This is a genomic window from Caballeronia sp. DA-9 (genome assembly GCF_051615025.1).
Lineage (GTDB): Bacteria > Pseudomonadota > Gammaproteobacteria > Burkholderiales > Burkholderiaceae > Caballeronia > Caballeronia sordidicola.
The window spans coordinates 480,462-500,414 of record NZ_CP195133.1; the positions used below are offsets into that span (position 1 = coordinate 480,462).

Annotated in this window: 22 protein-coding genes; 9 read left to right on the forward strand and 13 right to left on the reverse strand. The window is 60.1% G+C overall.

Annotated elements, in window-relative coordinates:
* The first annotated feature begins 4 nt into the window (after positions 1–4).
* The gene (dtd, locus tag ACRWA7_RS18415) at positions 5–463 is read left to right on the forward strand and encodes a D-aminoacyl-tRNA deacylase (protein WP_438395352.1); all 459 of its coding nucleotides are present in this window, start codon (positions 5–7) and stop codon (positions 461–463) included.
* Between the two features lie 47 nt (positions 464–510).
* A complete protein-coding gene (locus ACRWA7_RS18420; protein ID WP_438395354.1) occupies positions 511–1,173 on the forward strand; it encodes a histidine phosphatase family protein in 663 nt (220 codons plus the stop codon).
* 5 nt (positions 1,174–1,178) lie between these two features.
* Here ACRWA7_RS18420 and ruvB read toward each other — a convergent pair whose 3' ends face one another.
* From ruvB to dusB, 6 genes are all read right to left on the reverse strand, one after another.
* Complete coding sequence (gene ruvB / locus ACRWA7_RS18425; RefSeq protein WP_060817221.1) at positions 1,179–2,243, reverse strand: Holliday junction branch migration DNA helicase RuvB; 1,065 nt, start codon at positions 2,241–2,243, stop codon at positions 1,179–1,181.
* Positions 2,244–2,368: 125 nt separating this feature from the next.
* A complete protein-coding gene (ruvA, locus tag ACRWA7_RS18430) occupies positions 2,369–2,959 on the reverse strand; it encodes a Holliday junction branch migration protein RuvA (protein ID WP_060817220.1) in 591 nt (196 codons plus the stop codon).
* Between the two features lie 21 nt (positions 2,960–2,980).
* The gene (ruvC, locus tag ACRWA7_RS18435) at positions 2,981–3,523 is read right to left on the reverse strand and encodes a crossover junction endodeoxyribonuclease RuvC (protein WP_060817219.1); all 543 of its coding nucleotides are present in this window, start codon (positions 3,521–3,523) and stop codon (positions 2,981–2,983) included.
* A gap of 117 nt (positions 3,524–3,640) precedes the next feature.
* Positions 3,641–5,206, reverse strand: coding sequence for a bifunctional phosphoribosylaminoimidazolecarboxamide formyltransferase/IMP cyclohydrolase (purH, locus tag ACRWA7_RS18440; RefSeq protein ID WP_438395355.1), 1,566 nt, complete (start codon positions 5,204–5,206; stop codon positions 3,641–3,643).
* 105 nt (positions 5,207–5,311) lie between these two features.
* Positions 5,312–5,545, reverse strand: coding sequence for a Fis family transcriptional regulator (locus tag ACRWA7_RS18445; protein WP_056355686.1), 234 nt, complete (start codon positions 5,543–5,545; stop codon positions 5,312–5,314).
* Positions 5,542–6,654, reverse strand: coding sequence for a tRNA dihydrouridine synthase DusB (dusB, locus tag ACRWA7_RS18450; RefSeq protein WP_060817217.1), 1,113 nt, complete (start codon positions 6,652–6,654; stop codon positions 5,542–5,544). Before dusB ends, ACRWA7_RS18445 begins: the two co-directional genes overlap by 4 nt.
* Between dusB and ACRWA7_RS18455 the strand changes: the two genes are divergently transcribed.
* Positions 6,653–6,928, forward strand: coding sequence for a hypothetical protein (locus ACRWA7_RS18455; protein WP_438395357.1), 276 nt, complete (start codon positions 6,653–6,655; stop codon positions 6,926–6,928). The two genes, dusB and ACRWA7_RS18455, sit on opposite strands and share 2 nt — an antisense overlap.
* Here the strand turns inward: ACRWA7_RS18455 and ACRWA7_RS18460 are convergent.
* The 3 genes from ACRWA7_RS18460 to ACRWA7_RS18470 are packed head-to-tail and all read right to left on the reverse strand — an operon-like array spanning position 6,925 to position 10,903.
* Positions 6,925–8,142, reverse strand: a complete 1,218-nt coding sequence (locus tag ACRWA7_RS18460; protein WP_060817215.1) for a UbiH/UbiF/VisC/COQ6 family ubiquinone biosynthesis hydroxylase — start codon at positions 8,140–8,142, stop codon at positions 6,925–6,927. The two genes, ACRWA7_RS18455 and ACRWA7_RS18460, sit on opposite strands and share 4 nt — an antisense overlap.
* Positions 8,132–9,535: an aminopeptidase P N-terminal domain-containing protein gene (locus tag ACRWA7_RS18465; protein WP_438395358.1), complete on the reverse strand. Its 1,404-nt coding sequence runs from the start codon at positions 9,533–9,535 to the stop codon at positions 8,132–8,134. The genes ACRWA7_RS18460 and ACRWA7_RS18465 overlap by 11 nt, the downstream gene beginning before the upstream one ends.
* Positions 9,536–9,565: 30 nt before the next feature.
* The gene (locus ACRWA7_RS18470) at positions 9,566–10,903 is read right to left on the reverse strand and encodes a THUMP domain-containing class I SAM-dependent RNA methyltransferase (protein WP_438395359.1); all 1,338 of its coding nucleotides are present in this window, start codon (positions 10,901–10,903) and stop codon (positions 9,566–9,568) included.
* A 270-nt stretch (positions 10,904–11,173) separates the two neighbouring features.
* On the opposite strand from ACRWA7_RS18470, the gene ACRWA7_RS18475 reads away from it, so the two are divergent.
* Together ACRWA7_RS18475 and ACRWA7_RS18480 are read left to right on the forward strand one after the other, a co-directional pair.
* Complete coding sequence (locus tag ACRWA7_RS18475; RefSeq protein WP_438395360.1) at positions 11,174–11,548, forward strand: type II toxin-antitoxin system RelE/ParE family toxin; 375 nt, start codon at positions 11,174–11,176, stop codon at positions 11,546–11,548.
* Positions 11,541–11,846, forward strand: coding sequence for a helix-turn-helix domain-containing protein (locus ACRWA7_RS18480; protein WP_438395361.1), 306 nt, complete (start codon positions 11,541–11,543; stop codon positions 11,844–11,846). Before ACRWA7_RS18475 ends, ACRWA7_RS18480 begins: the two co-directional genes overlap by 8 nt.
* A gap of 98 nt (positions 11,847–11,944) precedes the next feature.
* Here the strand turns inward: ACRWA7_RS18480 and ACRWA7_RS18485 are convergent, their stop codons facing one another.
* The 3 genes from ACRWA7_RS18485 to ACRWA7_RS18495 are packed head-to-tail and all read right to left on the reverse strand — an operon-like array spanning position 11,945 to position 14,866.
* Positions 11,945–13,387: an NAD(P)(+) transhydrogenase (Re/Si-specific) subunit beta gene (locus tag ACRWA7_RS18485; protein WP_438395363.1), complete on the reverse strand. Its 1,443-nt coding sequence runs from the start codon at positions 13,385–13,387 to the stop codon at positions 11,945–11,947.
* Positions 13,384–13,713, reverse strand: coding sequence for an NAD(P) transhydrogenase subunit alpha (locus tag ACRWA7_RS18490; protein ID WP_060817210.1), 330 nt, complete (start codon positions 13,711–13,713; stop codon positions 13,384–13,386). The genes ACRWA7_RS18485 and ACRWA7_RS18490 overlap by 4 nt, the downstream gene beginning before the upstream one ends.
* 1 nt (position 13,714) lies before the next feature.
* Complete coding sequence (locus ACRWA7_RS18495) at positions 13,715–14,866, reverse strand: Re/Si-specific NAD(P)(+) transhydrogenase subunit alpha (protein ID WP_438395366.1); 1,152 nt, start codon at positions 14,864–14,866, stop codon at positions 13,715–13,717.
* Between the two features lie 226 nt (positions 14,867–15,092).
* On the opposite strand from ACRWA7_RS18495, the gene ACRWA7_RS18500 reads away from it, so the two are divergent.
* The 4 genes from ACRWA7_RS18500 to ACRWA7_RS18515 all read left to right on the forward strand — a co-directional run bounded on the left by ACRWA7_RS18500 (position 15,093) and on the right by ACRWA7_RS18515 (position 19,167).
* Positions 15,093–15,578, forward strand: a complete 486-nt coding sequence (locus ACRWA7_RS18500) for an NUDIX hydrolase (RefSeq protein ID WP_438395367.1) — start codon at positions 15,093–15,095, stop codon at positions 15,576–15,578.
* Positions 15,491–16,768 (forward strand): tRNA 2-thiouridine(34) synthase MnmA, encoded by a 1,278-nt coding sequence (gene mnmA / locus ACRWA7_RS18505; RefSeq protein ID WP_438395369.1) that lies wholly within the window; start codon positions 15,491–15,493, stop codon positions 16,766–16,768. The genes ACRWA7_RS18500 and mnmA overlap by 88 nt, the downstream gene beginning before the upstream one ends.
* A gap of 243 nt (positions 16,769–17,011) precedes the next feature.
* Positions 17,012–17,587, forward strand: a complete 576-nt coding sequence (locus ACRWA7_RS18510) for a TetR/AcrR family transcriptional regulator (RefSeq protein ID WP_060817208.1) — start codon at positions 17,012–17,014, stop codon at positions 17,585–17,587.
* Between the two features lie 554 nt (positions 17,588–18,141).
* Positions 18,142–19,167 carry an alpha/beta hydrolase gene (locus ACRWA7_RS18515; RefSeq protein WP_438395370.1) on the forward strand — a complete coding sequence of 342 codons (1,026 nt, stop codon included), beginning with the start codon at positions 18,142–18,144 and terminating at the stop codon, positions 19,165–19,167.
* A 72-nt stretch (positions 19,168–19,239) separates the two neighbouring features.
* On the opposite strand, the gene ACRWA7_RS18520 is transcribed toward ACRWA7_RS18515, so the two are convergent.
* Positions 19,240–19,851: a glutathione S-transferase C-terminal domain-containing protein gene (locus tag ACRWA7_RS18520; protein ID WP_060817206.1), complete on the reverse strand. Its 612-nt coding sequence runs from the start codon at positions 19,849–19,851 to the stop codon at positions 19,240–19,242.
* Positions 19,852–19,953 lie beyond the last annotated feature (102 nt).

Here is a 19,953-nt window from a genome sequence, read left to right on the forward strand (position 1 = left end):
GCACGTGATTGCGCTCATCCAGCGCGTCCTGCGCGCCGATGTTCGCGTGGGCGGCCGTGTGACAGGGGCAATCGACGCAGGCCTGCTGGCGCTTGTATGCGCCGAACGAGGCGACACGCCGGCGTTGGCCGACAAGCTGCTGGCAAAGATGCTGGCGTACCGGATTTTCAGCGACTCAGCGGGCAAGATGAATCTGCCCGTAAGTGACGTCGACGGAACCGGGCGTGCCGGCGGCGTGTTGCTGGTATCGCAATTCACGCTCGCCGCCGATACATCCAGCGGCTTGCGGCCAAGCTTCACGCCCGCAGCGCCACCGGAAGAAGGCCGAAGGCTCTTCGACTATTTTGTCTCACAGGCGCGCGCCGCGCATCCGATTGTCGAAACGGGTGAATTCGGCGCTGACATGCAAGTGTCTCTGGTCAACGACGGGCCAGTCACGTTCTGGCTGCAGGTGCGCGCCTGAGTTCACTCTTTGCGCTGACTAGCTCCGACGCATCCTTTGGAATCCCGATGACCACGCAAGTCCTATTTATCAGGCACGGCGAGACTGACTGGAACCGCATCAAGCGGATTCAGGGACATATTGATATTCCGCTTGCCGCGAGCGGGGTTGCTCAGGCCGGGCAACTCGCTCAACGCCTGCTGCAGGAGTCGCAAACCGGAGCGCGCCTTGACGCTGTGTATTCCAGTGACCTTCAGCGAGCGCGGCAAACGGCCAAGCCCTTTGCCGATGCGCTTGGTTTATCGCTGAAGCTGAACAAAGGTTTGCGCGAACGTTGGTACGGTGACTTTCAAGGTTGCGACAGCGCCGAAATCCTCGCCAGATTTCCTGCCGAACATGCGGTTTGGCAAAGTCACGACCCCGACTTCACGCCTCCTGGCGGAGAGTCTCAGCGGGAATTTTCGCGGCGCGTGCTGAACGCAATTGAACCGATCGTGGCCGCGCATCCGGGTGGACGCATTGCGTGCGTTGCACATGGCGGCGTGCTTGACTGTATTTATCGATTTGCCCGCGAAATCCCGCTGGAGGCGCCGCGTAACTGGCTGCTGCTGAACACGAGCATCAACATTGTGGACTTTGAGAACGGCCAGGCGAAGGTCGTGTCATGGGGCGACGTGGCTCACCTTGCTGCACCCAGCAGCGACGACGACCTTAAGGAAGTGCCGCGCTAAAGCGACTACTCGGGCAGGTTCGCGTCCCAGAGATCACGAACAGGACCGGCATCGGGAGCCGCGAGACCAAAATGGCGGTAGGTGAGAAGCGTGGCCACGCGTCCGCGCGGGGTGCGCTGCAAATAGCCCTGCTGGATAAGATAGGGCTCGAGCACGTCTTCAATCGTGTCGCGCTCTTCGCCAATCGCGGCAGCCAGATTGTCGACACCGACCGGACCGCCATCGAATTTGTACAAGATGGCTTCCAGCAGCTTCCGGTCCATCAAATCGAAGCCAACGGGGTCGACGTCAAGCATCTTCAGCGCGGCATCGGCAACGTCCGCCGTGATATTGCCGTTTGCCCGCACCTCGGCGTAATCGCGCACGCGCCTGAGCAAGCGGTTCGCAATCCGCGGCGTGCCTCGCGCGCGCTTGGCAATCTCGAACGCGCCCTCGGGAACAATGTTCGCTTTCAGGAGCGAAGCCGATCGCGTGACAATTCGCGCCAATTCTCCCGCCGTATAGAACTCCAGCCGCGACACAATCCCGAAGCGGTCCCGCAGCGGATTGGTCAGCATGCCCGCGCGCGTGGTGGCGCCCACCAGCGTGAACGGCTGCAAATCCAGCTTCACGCTGCGCGCCGCCGGACCTTCGCCGATCATGATGTCGATCTGATAATCCTCGAGCGCCGGATACAGGATTTCCTCGACGACCGGCGACAGCCGATGAATCTCATCGATGAAAAGAACGTCGTTTTTCTCGAGATTCGTCAGCAGCGCGGCAAGATCACCGGCGCGTTCCAGCACCGGCCCCGATGTTTGCCGCAGATTCACACCCATTTCCCGCGCAATGATGTGCGCAAGCGTGGTCTTGCCGAGACCCGGCGGCCCGAACAGCAGGACGTGATCGAGCGCTTCGGAGCGCCTGCGCGCGGCCTCGATGAAGATCTGCAACTGATCCCGGATCTTTTCCTGCCCGACATATTCCTCGAGCTGGCGCGGCCGCAACGCCCGCTCGAACACTTCCTCGTTCGGCGAGACAGGTGTAGCCGAGATGATGCGTTCGGCGGCGAGTTTGTCGGTTTCTATCATGCGTCGATTGTACCGCGTGACGAATACGCCGAAAGCTGGCCGTTCGGCCGACTGTTGGCCGGATCGACGGTGTGGGAGACTCATTCCGTACCAGTCTTGCGACTGGATCGAGCCGCGCTTGAAGGTCAGCGCGAGGGTTGCAACGACAGTGCCTTCAAGGCCAGCTTGATGCCTTCCGACACGCCTGTTCCGGCAGGAACATTCTTTACCGCCATGAGCGCTTCTTTTTCGGAGTAACCCAATGCCAGCAAAGCGTTCAGGATATCGCTCGCGTGATCCGGGCCGGCCACCGTGCCTGCTGCCGTGCCCAGATCCGCGCCGAGCTTGCCCTTCAGTTCCAGCAGCAGCCGCTCCGCCGTCTTTTTGCCAATGCCGGGCGTACGCGTCAGGCGCGCGGCGTCCTGCATGGTCACTGCTTGCGCAAGCTCCTGGACGCTCATGCCCGACAACACCGCGAGGGCCATACGCGCACCGATTCCGCTGATCTTGAGCAGTTCGCGAAAGGTCGTGCGTTCCGGCTGCGTGCCGAAGCCATACAGCAAATGCGCGTCTTCACGCACGATCAACTGGGTCAGCAGGACGATCTTCTCGCCGATGTTCGGCAGGTTGTAGAAGGTGCTCATTGGCACGGCAATTTCATAACCCACGCCGCCGCAATCCACGAGCAGATACGGCGGGTTTTTTTCAAGCAAGACGCCTGCAATGCGACCAATCATGTTGAGGAACTTGTAATGGAGTTAGCCGACAAGGCGGCCGCGCCGAACGCGCAGGCCCTTTTTTGCCAGAGACGGCGCAATGCCGCCCAGGATGGCGGTTGCGCCGCCGGCGTGCGCGTGGCAGATGGCCATGCCGAGAGCATCGGCGGCGTCCGCTCCTGGCACGCCCGAAAGGGCGAGCAGGCGCACCACCATCTGCTGCATCTGGTCTTTGGTTGCGCGGCCGTAGCCCACCACGGCCTGCTTCAATTGCAGCGCGGTGTATTCGGCAACCGGCACGCCGTTCGCGACCAGGCCGCAGATTGCCGCGCCCCGGGCCTGGCCGAGCAGCAGTGTGGACTGCGGGTTGACGTTGACGAACACTTTCTCGATCGCCGACTGATCGGGCGCGTGTTGCCGGACCAACGTGGAGATGCCGTCGAAGATCGTGTTCAGCCGCGACGGCAGATCGGCGTCCGCGGTCTTGATGACGCCGCTGGTCACGTAGGTGAGCGTGTGGCCGGTTTTATCGATAACGCCGAATCCAGTCACGCGCAGGCCCGGGTCAATGCCGAGAATTCTCATGGAATGCCGTTGGAACGTAGTGCTTGCGATACTAACAGCGCGGCGCAGAAAGTAAAAAGCCCGGTGAACCTGCCGGCCGCCGGGCTTTCCGAAGATCAGACGTTCTCAGCGGCTGTCTCAGTGACGGAAGTGCCGCGTTCCGGTGAGCACCATTGCAATGTTGTGTTCGTCCGCGGCAGCCACGACTTCGTCGTCGCGCATGGAACCGCCCGGCTGGATCACGCAGGTCGCGCCCGCGTTGACTACCACGTCGAGCCCGTCGCGAAACGGGAAGAACGCATCCGATGCCACCGCGGAGCCCTCCAGCGACAAACCCGCGTTTTGCGCCTTGATGCTTGCAATACGCGCCGAATCCACGCGGCTCATTTGCCCGGCGCCCACGCCGAGCGTCATGCCGCCGCCGCAAAACACAATGGCGTTCGACTTCACGTACTTCGCCACGCGCCACGCGAACATGAGATCGTCCATTTCCTTCGGCGTCGGATGACGCTTCGTGACCACGCGCAACTCGTGCGGCTGGACGTTCTTCGAGTCGAGCGATTGAACCAGCAAGCCGCCGCCCACGCGCTTCAGGTCGAACGCGTTGTGAGCGTCGCCGAGATCGATTTGCAGCAGGCGCACGTTTTGTTTCGCCGCGAAAATCTGCCTGGCCGCTTCGCTGAAGGAAGGCGCCATGAGCACTTCCACAAACTGCTTTGCAACCGCTTGCGCCGCCGTTTCGTCGACTTCCCGATTGAACGCAATGATGCCGCCGAACGCCGACGTAGGATCGGTCTGGAAAGCCTTCGAATACGCTTCGTGCGCACCTTCACCCACCGCCACGCCGCACGGATTCGCGTGCTTGACGATCACGCAAGCGGGCACATCGAACGTCTTCACGCATTCCCACGCAGCGTCGGAATCCGCGATGTTGTTGTACGACAGTTCCTTACCCTGCAACTGCGTGTAGTTCGCAAGCGCGCCAGCGGGCGTCGCGAGGTCACGATAAAACGCCGCGCTTTGATGCGGGTTCTCGCCGTAACGCAGGTCCTGCACCTTGGTGAAGGCGAGATTGAACGTCGACGGAAACGTATTGCGGCTCTTGTGTTCCAACGCGTCGGTCAGGCTCGTCAGATAGTTCGTGATGGCGCCGTCATATTGAGCCGTGTGCGCGAATACCTTGGTTGCAAGCCGGAAGTTGGTCGGGTAGCTGACCGTGTTGCTGGACGCACGCATTTCATCGAGAACGGTCGCGTAATCCGAAGGATCGACGATCACCGTCACGTCACGATGATTCTTCGCCGCCGAACGCAGCATGGTCGGGCCACCAATATCAATATTCTCAATGGCGTCTTCCAGCGAGCATTCTTCCTTCGAGACTGTCTGCACGAACGGATAAAGATTCACCACTAGCAAGTCGATGGTCGGAATGCCGTGCTGCTCGAGCGCCGCCATGTGTTCGGGCAAGTCGCGGCGCGCCAGAATGCCGCCGTGAACCTTCGGATGCAGCGTTTTCACGCGGCCGTCGAGCATTTCCGGAAAACCGGTGTAGTCGGCGACTTCGGTGACGGGCAGGCCGGCATCGGCGAGAAGTTTTGCAGTGCCGCCAGTCGAAAGCAGGCTTACGCCCAGCTCCGAAAGCGATTTCGCGAATTCAACGATGCCGGACTTGTCTGAAACGGAAAGGAGCGCTTGCTTGATCATGATGGGAACGGCGGGGAGCCGGTAGGGGAGTCGAGGGAATCAGTAAATTCGGATCGACCGCCGTACGCCGCGACGGTCCGGGAGATACATCAATGAGACAAGTGACTAAATCAGGCCGTGCTGCTGGAGCTTCTTCCTGAGCGTGTTGCGATTGATGCCGAGATACTCCGCTGCGAGCGACTGGTTGCCGTCGGCTTGTTTCAGCACGACTTCGAGCATCGGCTTTTCCACGCACGAAATCACCATTTCGTAGACGTCGTGCGGTTTCGAACCGTCCAGGTCCTGGAAATAATTGTCCAGGCTCTGGCGGACGCATTGTTCTATGTTGTGTCTGCTCATGCGGCTAATCGGTCTGTGTGGTTCTGCGCGCCGCACGATTCGAACGCTTCGTTGGTGCCGCCTCCGTCAGCGTCTGTGCCGGGTTCTTCGACATAGACAAGACGGTCGCACAACGCCTTTTGGGCGTCGAAGAATTCGTTCACGGCGAGCAATTGTTCTCGTGTGGAATCCAGCGTGTTCATCCGATGTCTGAACGTGTTGGCGCCGGAAAGGCCGCGAGTGTACCAGCCGATGTGTTTGCGCGCTGTACGAACGCCCGTGAATTCGCCATAGAAATCATAGTGATCTTCGAGATGCGCGTTCATCAGTTGCTGGATCTCGTCGATACGCGGAGCAGGCAAATATTCACCCGTCAGCAGGAAGTGTTCGATTTCGCGAAAGAGCCACGGACGTCCTTGCGCCGCGCGTCCGATCATGATTGCGTCGGCGCCGGTCACGGCCAGCACGTGGCGTGCTTTTTCCGGCGTGCCGATGTCGCCGTTCGCCACGACCGGAATGCGCACGGACGCCTTGACCGCGGCAATGGTCTCGTATTCCGCGTCGCCCTTATAAAGGTCGGCGCGCGTGCGGCCATGAACGGTCAGCATGGAAATGCCGGCGTCCTGCGCAATCCGTGCAATATTCAGCGCGTTCTTATTCTCGCGATTCCAGCCCGTGCGGATTTTCAGCGTGACCGGGACGGCGTCCGGACCCACGCCAACTGCGTTCACTACGGCCTGCACGATCTCGGCAACGAGCGTTTCGTTTTGCAGCAGGGCGGAACCGGCCGCCACATTGCAAACCTTTTTGGCTGGGCAGCCCATGTTGATATCGATGATCTGCGCGCCGTTCGCGACGTTGTGCCGCGCCGCTTCGGCCAGCATTGCCGGGTCAGCGCCCGCGATCTGAACAGAAACAGGCTCGACTTCGCCGGCGTGATTCGCGCGCCGCATGGTCTTTTCGCTTTTCCACAATTGCGCATTCGATGCAACCATTTCGGACACCGCGTAGCCCGCGCCCATGCGTTTGCACAACTGCCGGAAAGGGCGGTCCGTTACGCCGGCCATGGGGGCGACGAACAGGTTGTTGCGCAAGATGTGGGGGCCGATGGCCAGTGTGGAAATAGGCATGAAACTCGCAGCGTCCGTGATTGAAGGGACGCGATCAGCGCTGAAGGAAAACAGCTATTTTAACGCGAACGCGCTGCGTCAATTAGATGCAATCGCACTGCAAGTTGTTAAATCTTCTATGGAAGTTGCCGGCTTCATAGAGGCCTTGCTCGGTTTTTCGCGGCGTAGAACGGCTCGAAATATGCAGTCCGTCGAAGTTGACACAAACGCGCTCAGCGGATTTGGCCGGATGGCGCGAAGTGCGGAGCCGTTTTTGACACAAGCAAACGATTAGCGCCGTTGCCCGAACATCATCTGGCGCGCCAGCGCGGTTTTAACCGGCGGCACGAACTCCAGCGCGCTCAAGGCCAGGCCGCGCACTGTCGCAAGCGGCGCGAAATCGATCGTGAAAACTCGCGCAAGCGTGTCCGTGGCGCCAATTGTCATTCGCCGGTCGAGCGCGCGCCGCTGGGCGAAGAGGCTCAGCGCGACGGTAGTAGGACCATTGGTCGATAACACGTCGCATAGCGCGTGCGCGTCACGCAAGCCGAGATTGAGCCCTTGCCCCGCGACCGGATGCAGCGTTTGCGCCGCGTTGCCAATGGCGACAGTGCGCCGGTCGACGAGCGCATTCAGCGCGTTGAGCCCAAGCGGAAACATCGCGCGGCCGGTGATTTTCGTGAAACGGCCCATGCGTTCGCCAAAAGCCGCGCCGAGTTCGGCGAGAAATGCATTGTCGGAAAGTTGTGAGCGGCGGCTCGCCTCTTCCGGCGCGCAACACCACACGAGCGCGTAGTCTGCCTGGCGCGCGCCGCCCGACGGCAGCAACGCAATCGGGCCTTCTGGCGTGAAGCGTTCCCAGGCAACGCCCGGTTGCGGCGACGACACGCTGACCGTCCCGACAATCGCCGTCTGACCGTAGTCGCGCGTGTTCTTTATGGAAGTCGATGCATCCGATTCCTTGTACAACCCGCCTTCGGCATTCACCAGAATGCGCGCGCGAATGGTGCGGTCGCCCGTGGCCGAAGAATGGATCGGCAACGTCACGCCATCGTGATCGTGCAAGGGCGTGGATGCCGTCGTTTCCGTAAACCAGTGAACGCTGGTTTCGGCCACGGCCCTCGAGAGCGTCGCGACAATCGAGCCGTAACGCACCACATATCCGAGTGCTGGCAAGCCGTGTTCGTCGTGATCGATCAGGGTCCGGCCGAACCGGCCGCGCTGCGAAACATGGATGCGCTTGATCGGCGTGGCATCGGCGGGAAAACCGAGTGACGACTCCAGCATCGCCCGGCTGCCATGCGAGACCGCGATCGCGCGCGGATCGCTCGAGGCCGCGCCGGGCGCGCGGGCATCGATCAACGCCACCGATAAACGCGACGTCGCGCTGCGCTTCGCCAGCCACCCTGCGAGTGCGAGGCCGACCGGTCCGGCGCCGACGATGGCGACGTCGAAGTGATAATCAGCCGGCAATTCATGGCCGAGGGTTTCTGCGGTTTCAATTTGCATCGGGGGCTTGCGCGTTGCGCATCAAGGCTTCGATTTCGTCGGCATCGACGGGAACTTCGCGTGTTGTCAGTTCGCAGCCGTCGGCCGTGACAATGGCGTTGTCTTCAATCCGGATGCCTATGTTCGCGTAGCGTTCCGGGATATCTTCGGCGGCGCGGATGTACAAGCCGGGTTCAATGGTCAGCGCCATGCCCGGCTTCAACGTGCGCCACGCACGCGCGCCGTGGTCGTCCAGCAGCGCGTTGGCATCGCGATAATCGCCCGCGTCGTGCACGTCCATACCGAGCCAATGGCTCGTGCGGTGCATGTAGAAACGCTGGTACGCGCGCTCGGCTATGACGTCATCGACGGTTGCGAATGTGTTCTTGTCGATGATTCCCGTGTCGAGCAAACCTTGCGACAAAACGCGTACCGCGGCTTCGTGCGGCGCGTCGAAACTCACGCCTGCGCGCGTGGCGGAGACGGCGGCGTATTGCGCGGCCAGCACGATGTCATAGATTTCCCGTTGCGCCGATGTGAACCGTCCGCTTGCCGGAAACGTGCGCGTGATGTCGGACGCGTAGCCGTCGAGTTCGCACGCGGCGTCGATGAGAATCAGGTCACCTTCGCGCGCGATCGCGTTGCCCGCCGGGTAATGCAGTACGCACGCATTCACGCCGGCCGCGACAATCGAACCGTACGCGGGCGCTTGCGCGCCGCGTTTGCGGAACACGTACAGCAATTCGGCTTCGATTTCGTATTCGTGCATGCCGGGTCGGCAGGTTTGCATCGCGCGTCGGTGTGCTTCGGCCGAGATCGTGCCCGCGCGGCGCATGATCGCGAGTTCGTGCTCGTCCTTGATCAGACGCATTTCGTCCAGCACGGACAGCAGGTCGACCGCTTTCGATGGCGCCTTCACGCCAATCCTGCTCTGCGCCCGGACGGCCGCGAGCCAGTTGCGGACTTGTGTGTCGAGTTCGGTGGAAACGCCTAGCGCGTAATGCAACGCGGGTTTATCGGCGAGCAGGCGGGGCATTTCGGCGTCGAGCTGATCGATGGGAAATGCTGCGTCCAGACCGAGCGCGAGGCGCGCGCCTTCGGGACCGTAGCGGAAGCCTTCCCACGTCTCGCGCTCGACGTTTTTCTCGCGGCAAAACAAGATGGCCGCCGGCTCGTCGGGGTGCGCGCTTGCGTCCAGAACCAGCGTGGCTTCCGGTTCCGTGAAGCCCGTCAAGTAGTAGAAGTAGCTGTCGTGGCGGTACGGGTAGTCGGCGTCGCGGTTGCGCAAGACTTCGCGCGCGGTTTGCACGATGGCAACGCCGCCGCCCGATTCGCGCAACGCCGCAAGCACGCGCTCACGGCGGTCGCGATAGACGTCGAGACCGATGGATTGGGCTTCATTCGATGAGTTCATGCAGCGATTGTAGCGCCGCTTTGCCTTGCTTTATTCCTTCGCGTCGGGCGTAGCAGGCGCCTGGTCTGCCGTGGGTTCCGCCGCTGCCGGGCGATTGCGCACGCTTCCGGCGATCAGGTCGAAGCGGAACAGGCGGCATTCGAGCGCACCATTGAAAAGCGGTGTTTTCGTTGATTCACGCAGGCGCAGCATGCCCGGCAATTTCCTGTCCGATGTCAGCACGTAAGCGCGCCAGCCCGGAAAGCGCTGCTTCATTGCATTGCCGAACGAGATGAAAAACTCCTGATCAGCCGGATCGGGTTGCGCGCGGTGAAACGCTTCTTCGTCTTCATCGCGGCCACGGTTTTTCGGTTCGCGAAGTTCGCCGCGCGGGCCGCGCCCACGGACTTCGATCCGTTCGCCATACGGCGGATTCGCGACCAGGATGCCGGGATCGCTCGTCGGTGGCGTCATGTTGCGGGCATCGACCTGTTTTAACGACAGTTCCGGCAGACCCGCGCGTTCGAGGTTCGAATAGGCCTTGTCGAGCATGTCGCCGGAAATGTCGCTGCCGTAGATCTGCAAATCCTTGCGCGACGATCGCGCGGCATGTTTTGCATCGAGTGCCGCGCCTTTCAGCTTTTGCCACGCGTTCACGTCGTATTGCTTCAGCTTTTCAAAGCCAAAGCGGCGTTCCACACCGGGCGCGATGTTCAACGCAACTTGCGCGGCCTCGGCGAGGAACGTGCCGCTGCCGCACATCGGATCGAAAAGCGGCATGCCGGGCGTCCAGCCGGTCAGCCGCAGAATGCCGGCTGCGAGGTTTTCACGCAGCGGAGCCGCGCCTTTGTCGAGGCGCCAGCCGCGCTTGAAGAGCGGATCGCCGGAGGTATCGATGTAAAGCGTGCATTCGTTGAGCGTCAGGAACGCGAAGACACGGACGTCGGGCTGGGCGGTATCCACGCTCGGACGATTGCCGGTCAACTCGCGCAAACGGTCGCACACCGCGTCTTTTACGCGCAGGGTCGCGAATTCGAGGCTGCGCAGCGGTGATTTGATCGCGGTGATATCGACTCGAATGGTTTCGTTTGGCGAGAACCATTTTTCCCATTGCTGCTGGTACGCGAGTTCGTAGATGTCGTGTTCGCTTCTGTACGGGCCTTGGGCGAGCTTGAGCAGCACGCGGCTCGCGATGCGCGAATGCAGGTTGGCCGCCATGCCCGCCGCCCAGGAGCCGCGGAAATGCACGCCGCCCGGGACTTCCTTGCCGGTTCTGAATTGGGAGCCTTCCACGTGCTTCGCTCCAATTTCGGCGAGTTCGGCCGCCAGCGGCGCCTCGAGACCGCGCGGGCAAGGGACAAACCAGTCGAAAAGGAAAGTAGTGGCCATGGGGCGGTGCTTTTAGGGGAATCGAAGGGGGATATTGTACGCGGCGGGCGGGGAGGGGACGGAGCGGCCAGAAGAGCAGAGGAGGACGAGCTTTTCAGAAAGTGCGATAGCAGAGGCAGATTCGAATGCGGTCCTAACAGGAGCGGCAGATCATGTTAGCCAATCGGCTAGTTATGTCGTGACCTCAAATTCGATATCGTGGCTCAACAGTAGGAACTCGAACAACACGGGTATCTATAGCACTAAGTGCTATAATTGTTGGAGGAAAATTTGCGCGTTTTCAAGACCAAGTGGTTTGCACGCTGGGCTGATTCGGAAGGCGTGTCGAACGCGGCGCTGTTGAATGCCGTTAGGGAGATGAGCCAAGGTCTGATAAATGCCAATTTGGGCGGGCACGTTTTCAAAAAACGAGTGGGTATCAACGGACGAGGCAAACGAGGCGGATTACGAACGCTATTGGCGTTTCGAACGGATGAGCGAGCATTTTTTGTTTTCGGATTTGCCAAGACCGAGCGGGCCAACGTGAGCGGCACGGGGCTGGTAGCGTTGAAGTTGTTGGCATCACAGTTGTTGGGCTATGACGCGCGCACATTAGTCCAGGCGCTGCATGCAGGCGAGTTAATCGAGGTGGAAAGCAATGAATGACAAACTACTGAAGGCGGTACATGAAACCGCTGAAGGCCTACACCAGGCCGGAACAATGGACGCCATGACATTGCGGGAGTTCGATGCGCTATGTCTGCCACCAATCAAGGATTACAGCGCGGCGCAGATCAAGCGGCTGCGTCAGCGCAGCAGGGCGAGTCAAGCGGTGTTTGCGGCGTGCCTGAACACGAGTGCCTCGACGGTGCAGAAATGGGAGCAGGGCCAAAAGCGGCCAAACGGACCATCGCTGAAACTGCTCGATCTGGTTGACCGTAAAGGCCTGGAAGCAATGTTTTAAAGGTGTGGCAAAAGGGCCGTCGAACGGGCACCGAGCAAAAAAACGCCGATGTCTCTTATGAGTACACCGGCGTTCCGTTCCACCCCGGCAGCGCGCCCTCACTCCACCGCCTTCACCATATCCTCGATAACCTTCTTCGCGTCCCCGAAAACCATCATCGTCTTGTCCATGTAGAACAGTTCGTTATCCAGCCCCGCATAACCAGCTGCCATAGACCGTTTGTTCACGATAATCGTCTTCGCCCGATACGCCTCGAGAATCGGCATCCCGGCGATCACCGATTTGGGATCGGTTTTAGCCGCCGGATTCACCACGTCATTCGCACCAAGCACCAGAACCACGTCCGTTTGCTGGAACTCGCCGTTGATATCTTCCATCTCGTGGACGAGTTCGTAGTCCACCTCGGCTTCGGCCAGCAGCACATTCATATGTCCCGGCATACGCCCCGCGACCGGATGAATGGCATACCTCACGTCGACGCCTTTCTCGATCAGCTTGTCGGTAAGTTCCTTCAGCGCATGCTGAGCGCGCGCCACGGCCAGTCCATAACCCGGCACGATCACCACGGTTTCCGCGTTGCCGAGCATGAACGCGGCGTCATCGGCGGAACCGGATTTCACCGGGCGCTGTTCCTTCGCGCCATCGCCTGCCGCCGCGCCGCCTTCGTTACCGAACCCGCCCAGTAGCACGTTGAAGAACGAGCGGTTCATCGCGCGGCACATGATGTATGAAAGAATCGCACCCGACGAACCAACCAGAGATCCCGCGATGATCAGCATGGGATTGTTCAACGAGAAACCGATACCCGCCGCCGCCCAGCCCGAATACGAGTTCAGCATGGACACGACCACCGGCATGTCCGCGCCGCCGATCGGGATGATGATCAGCACGCCCAGCGCGAACGCGATCAGCGTCATGATCACGAACGGCAGCCACGCCTGCGTAAACATGAAGATGATGCCAAAGCCGAGCATCGCGATGGCGAGCAGCAAGTTGATCATGTGCTGGCCGGGGTATACGACCGGCGCGCCCTTGAACAGCCTGAACTGATATTTGCCCGAGAGCTTGCCGAACGCGATCACCGAACCGGAGAACGTGATCGCACCCACGAACGTGCCAATAAACAACTCCACGCGATTGCCCACGGGAATTGGTTCGCCCAACGCGGCGAGTCCGAATGCGGAAGGTTCCGACACGACGGCATAGGCGATGCACACCGCGGCCAGACCGATCAGCGAGTGCATGGCGGCGACGAGTTCGGGCATCTTCGTCATCTCGACTTTCGCCGCGACATACGCGCCAATCGCGCCGCCGACCACGAGCGCCGCAAACAGCAGCCCGAGGCCCAGCGACAAATCCGATCCGAGCGCCGCCGCCTGCTTCACGATCAACGCGATGGTCGTGAGAATCGCGATCGCCATGCCGGCCATGCCGAACGTGTTGCCCAAACGCGCGGTCTTCGGGTTGGACAATCCTTTGAGCGCCTGGATGAAACACACCGAGGCGACGAGGTACAGGAGGGTGACTACGCTCATGCTCATTGCGCAATCTCCTTCGACGCAGCGGCAATCTGCTTCGGCGCTTTCTTCTTGAACATCTCCAGCATTCGCCGCGTGACGAGAAATCCGCCGAACACGTTGACCGCCGCCAGCAACACCGCGAGCGTGCCGAAGAACTTGCCAGCGCCGCCTATTGTCAATCCTGCCGCGAGCATTGCGCCGACAATCACAATCGCCGAAATCGCGTTTGTCACCGCCATCAACGGCGTGTGCAGCGCGGGCGTGACGTTCCAGACCACGTGATACCCGACGTAAATCGCGAGCACGAAGATGATCAGGTTGATGACCGTGTGATTAACCAGTTCCATGTCAGTCTCCTTTGATCCCGCGCGTGACCTGGCCGTCGCGGCACAGGAGCGTGGCCGCGACAATGTCGTCGGCCATGTCGATGTTCAACGTGCCTTCCTTCGTCACGATCAGCTTGATGAAGTCGAGCAGGTTGCGGGCGTAGAGGGCGGAAGCATCGGTTGCGACCATCGATGCAAGATTGGTGTAGCCGACCAGATGCACGCCGTGTTTCATCACGACCTGATCGGGCTCGGTCAGCGGGCAATTGCCGCCGCGCCGGCCTTCGTATTCGGGACCGCGCCCGGCAGCCAGATCGACAATGACCGAACCCGGCTTCATCTGCTGGACGGTTTCGGCGGCAATCAGCGTTGGCGCGGGACGCCCGGGAATCAGCGCGGTCGCGATCACGATATCCGCTTGCTTCGCACGCTCGGCGACCAGCACGGATTGCCGAGCGAGCCAGCTTGCGGGCATGGGACGCGCGTATCCGCCGACGCCGACCGCGGCTTCGCGCTCTTCATCGGTTTCGTAGGGGACTTCCAGAAACTTCGCGCCGAGCGACTCGATTTGCTCTTTCACGGCAGGGCGCACGTCCGACGCTTCGATCACAGCGCCCAGGCGCTTGGCCGTGGCGATGGCCTGCAAACCCGCGACGCCCGCGCCCAGCACAAGCACGCGCGCGGCTTTGACGGTGCCGGCCGCGGTCATCAGCATGGGCATGAAGCGCTGATAGATATTGGCGGCGACCAGCACGGCCTTGTATCCGGCAATGTTCGCCTGCGACGACAACACGTCCAGGCTCTGCGCCCGCGTGGTTCTCGGCGCGGCTTCGAGTGCGAAAGCGGTGACGCCCGATGCGGCGAGCCGCGTGTTGTTATCGGCGTTGAAGGGGTCGAGCATGCCGGCCAGCACGGCGCCGGATTTCAGTAGCGGCAACTCGGTTTCGTTGGGCGAATGAACCTTGAGGACGAGATCGGCGGCGAACGCGGTATTGGCATCGACAAGCTCGGCGCCGGCGGCGGCGAATGCCTCGTCTATATAGCTCGCCGGCAGTCCCGCGCCGCGTTGCACCGTGACGCGATGACCCTGCGACACGAGCTTCTTGACCGTTTCCGGCGTGGCCGCGACGCGCGCCTCGTTCGCCCGCGTTTCGGCAGGCACTCCGATATGCATCTTCATCCTCCTCACGTTCTAGTTCTGTTATGACCGTGTGCAGCCGCTCGCGCTATTTATTGCTCGATGGAAACGTCCGCACATGAATAAGCGCTTCTTTAAGCTGCTTTTTACGGCTGATTGCCACTGTAACCGAAACATTCGTGAAAAATGACGCCATCGGACAACAACCAGCATGCACGCCGCGAACGGCGGGAAAACGCGCAAAACGGTAAAATACGGTCCCATGAAAACAGAACGCTGGACACCGCGCGTAACGGTCGCCGCCATTGTGGAGCGGGACGGGCGCTTTCTCGTGATCGAGGAGCACACGTCCGACGGGCTCAAGATTAATCAGCCGGCCGGGCATCTGGAAGCGGGAGAAACGCTTGTGGACGCCGTCAAGCGCGAAACGCTGGAAGAAACCGGGCATAACTTCGAGCCGCAGGCGCTCGTTGGCGCGTATCTCACGCATTTCGAGCGGCCGGGGAAGTCGGCGACGTATCTGCGATTCACGTTTTGCGGCACGACTTCGGGCCCGGTGCCGGGCGCGCAACTGGACGAGGGCATCGTGCGCGCCATCTGGCTTACCGCCGGCGAGTTGCGCGCTTGCGCTGACCGGCACAGGTCGCCCGCCGTGCTCGAATGTCTCGATCATTACCTTGCCGGGCGGCGCGTGCCGCTCGACTTCATTCATACGCATTCGGTCGCGCCGGTGCAGGATCGGATTTAGCCAGGCAGAAGCCGCACAGAGAAGACAAGGCAGAGAGCAAAATGAGCAAGGCCGGAAAACAGAAAGTCGTGGTGGGCATGTCGGGCGGCGTGGATTCGTCGGTGACCGCGTGGCTGCTCAAGGAGCAGGGCTACGACGTGATCGGCCTGTTCATGAAGAACTGGGAAGATGACGACGACAGCGAATACTGCTCGACGCGGCAGGACTGGATCGACGTGGTGTCCGTCGCGGATCTGATCGGTATTGACGTGGAAGCGGTCAACTTCGCCGCCGAATACAAGGACCGCGTGTTCGCGGAATTCCTGCGGGAATATTCGGCTGGCCGCACGCCAAATCCGGACGTGCTCTGCAATGCCGAGATCAAGTTCAAGGCTTTCCTCGACCACGCCATGTCGCTTGGCGGCGAAACCATCGCGACCGGACATTACGCGCGCGTGCGTGAACGCGACGGTCTGTTCGAGTTGCTGAAGGCCACGGATCACACCAAGGACCAGTCTTACTTTTTGCATCGGCTGAATCAGGCGCAATTGTCGAAGACGTTGTTTCCGCTCGGCGAGATGCCGAAAACGAAGGTCCGCGAAATCGCGGCGCAGATCGGCTTGCCGAATGCAGCGAAGAAGGATTCAACGGGCATCTGCTTCATTGGCGAACGGCCTTTTCGCGAGTTCCTGAACCGCTATTTGCCAACCCAGCCCGGTCCAATGAAAACGCCCGATGGCAAGGTGATCGGCGAGCATGTCGGGCTGGCGTTCTATACGTTCGGACAGAGAAAGGGCATTGGCCTTGGCGGGAGCAAGGACGGCAGCGGCGATCCGTGGTTCGTCGCGGGCAAGGACATGGCTTCCAACACGCTGTATGTGGTGCAGGGACACGATCATCCGTGGCTGTTGTCACATTCGCTCGTGGCCGGAAATACCAGCTGGGTGGCAGGCGTGGCGCCGGCCGAGGGCCTGGAATGTGCGGCGAAGACGCGGTATCGGCAGTCGGATTCGGCGTGCGTGGTGGGCGCGCCGCAAGCGGATGGTCGGTTCGAGTTGCGTTTCAACGATGCCCAATGGGCCGTTACGCCAGGACAATCGGCGGTGCTTTATCGGGGCGATGTTTGCCTGGGTGGCGGAATAATCGAGCACGCGGCGACTGCGCAGCCGGCGCGGCAAGAGGCGCGGGCTGCGTTGCTGACGTCGCGATAAAGCTGTATGTATCGATGCATCAAAGGAAGCGGGCCGCAGCCCGCTTCCTTGTACATTGTGAAAGACTTCAGAAAAAGATGCGGATATCGGCGTTACATCGCTTGACAATCTATCTTCTAGTAGATAAATTACGGCCATGGCTTAGGTTGAAGTTAGAGCACGACACCGCGAGAGCCTAGGTACAAAATATTAGTGAAGCACATTGGCGCAAAAACGACTGCAGAATCTAAGCAGAATCCCGAAATGAACAACGAGAAAACCCCAGACAAAAACACCGTTCGCGAGCAGTTGCTCGAACACGCGCAAATTCTGTTGATGACGCGCGGGTATAACGGTTTTAGTTATCGGGACCTATCGACGCTGGTTGGGGTAAAGACATCGAGCATTCACTATTACTTCCCGTCGAAGGAAGATCTGGTGCTTGAGGCGGTGAACACGTATAGCGCTGACGTCATGTCATCGATTTACGCCATCGACAGTTCCGCTTCTGCGGAGAAGAAACTCGATCGGTACGTGAAATTGTTCGGCAAGATCGTAGGCGAAGGCGATCAGGTTTGTTTGTGTGGAATGCTGGCTGCGGATATTCAGTCATTACCCGAAGATGTCCGTCATGCAGTGCAGGCTTTTTTTAAAGCGAATGAATCGTGGCTGGCAAAGGTGCTGGCCGAAGGCGAGAAGCAGGAGACCTTGCGAGTCAACGGGAAACCCGATGTGACCGCCCGGGCGCTATTTGCGGCGTATCAAGGCAGTTTGTTGGCGTGCCGCCTGTTTCATTCCAAAGTACGTCTTGATGAAGTCACGCAAACAGTAAAGCGCTGATTGAAATCGCAAGTGCGAGAAGTGTGACGCTGTAATGAAATGCGCGCGTTCCGGGATTGTTCGGAATATTGCTACGAATGAATAACTCTTTATCGATTTTTGTCTATCTTTGAGTAGATAGATTTTGATTTCCGATAGTCGGCCGAAATTGTAGATTCGTGGCGTTTTTATCTTACTTTTTTACCGTATTTGAAGATGGTGTGACAGTGCATAGCGGACCGGTCTGGTTGACGAGTAAACCACTAGCGATATGCATTTGAATTGCGCAAAAGCGGGTAATTCATTGTAAGTGGTTGTCGCCCTTGACCTTTAGCAGTCTGCATCGATCCACGCGGTAACCCATATTTACGTTGACGAAGGCGCTGCAAAGCAGCAAGAAAGGCCGCAAGAAAGGCCGTAAAAATTCTGGAAGCACTGAGTATAGTTGTCTATCTACAAGTAGATGCATTTGAATTCACAGACTTTTTTAGGCATTTCCCGAGCATTTTTAGCCGATTTAACGCTTCACATTATTCATCACTTTATCCACCGCACCGTCACTAACAGGAGTCAACATGTTCAAGCTCAAGTCTCTCGTCATCGCCTCTGCAGTTGCTGCAACGCTCGGCGCAAGCGCCATTGCGCAGGCTGCGCCCGTGCTCGAACCGGCGACACAGCAGTTCATCGACGCGCTCACGGCGCAAAAAGGGCCGCCGATCTACACCCTGTCTCCCGCCGATGCCCGCAACGTGCTCGCCGGCGCCCAGTCGCAGCCAATCCAGAAGGAAGCCGCGCAAATCGAAGACCGCGTGATCGAGGCCGGTCCGACCGGCAAGATCGCCATCCGCGTCGTGCGCCCGGCGCATGCAAAGGGCGTGCTGCCTGTGATCATGTATTTCCACGGCGGCGGCTGGGTTCTCGGCGATAAGAACACGCACGACCGGCTGATCCGCGAAATCGCCAACGGCGCACAGGCGGCCGTGGTTTTTGTCGATTACGACCGCACGCCCGAGGCCAAATTCCCGGTGCCGATCGAGCAGGCTTACGCGGCAACGCGCTATGTGGCCGAACATGCAAAGCAGTTCAACGTCGATGCAACCCGCATGGCCGTGGCAGGTGACAGCGTGGGCGGCAACATGGCGGCAGCCGTCACGCTGATGGCGAAGGAGCAGGGCGGCCCGGCGCTGCGTTATCAGGTGCTGTTCTATCCGGTCACCGACGCGAACTTCGACGACGGCTCATACAACGAATTCGCGGACGGCCCGTGGCTCACCAGGAACGCCATGAAGTGGTTCTGGGACGCCTACGCGCCGAACGCGTCCGATCGGGAGAAGATCACGGCCTCGCCGCTGCGGGCGTCGCTGGATCAATTGAAGGATCTGCCGCCCGCGCTCGTCATCACCGACGAAAACGACGTGCTGCGCGACGAAGGCGAAGCCTACGCGCGCAAGCTCTCGCAGGCGGGCGTCCGGGTGACGGCCGTGCGCTACGAAGGCACGTTCCACGACTTCGTGATGCTCAACGCGCTCGCGAAGACGCCGGCCACGCGCGCCGCGATCGATCAGGCGAACACGGTGCTCAAGAAGGCGCTGGCGAAGTAAGCGGGTTGGAATAAAAAGAAAAGCCCCGGCAAAGGGGCTTTTCTTCGTGACTTCGTGACGCGTGCCGAGAACTCAGACAGGCAGCGTATCGATAAAAGACTGGCGCAGCGACAAACGCTGCAAATGCTTGTCGAGATTGGGGTAATCCTCGCGCCAGTTCAGATCGGGCATCCGGTAGTCGATGTAGCCGAGTGCGCAGCCACAGGCAATGTCGGCGAGCGTGAAGTGATTGGCCGAGCACCAGTTTTTGGCGGCGAGTCCTTTGGACATCGCTTTCAGGCCGTCATCAATCTTGCGCTGCTGCCGCGCGATCCACGCGTCGTTTCGTTGCGCTTCTTCGCGCTGCGTGCCTTCCAGCCGGATCAGCACAGCGGCGTCCAGCATGCCGTCGGCGAGGGCTTCCCAGCATCGGACTTCCGTGCGTTCACGGCGTTCCTGCGGCAAGAGCTTGCCGACCGGCGTAAGCGTATCGACGTATTCGCAAATCACGCGCGAATCGAAAACGGCTTCGCCGTCGTCCAGAATCAGGCACGGCACCTTGCCAAGCGGATTGAAACTATGGATTTTCGAATCAGATGCCCAGACGTTTTCGAGCACCAGTTCGCAGTCAATCTTCTTTTCTGCCATCACAATCCGCGTCTTGCGAACATACGGGCTGTTGAGCGAACCGATCAGTTTCATCATCTGTGTTGTGGATTCTGCAAAAGAGTAGTCATGGAGAGCGATCTTAACCGGCCCGACGCACGCCGACTTAATTTCAAGATGCCGGCGTTGTGGTCGGGCGAC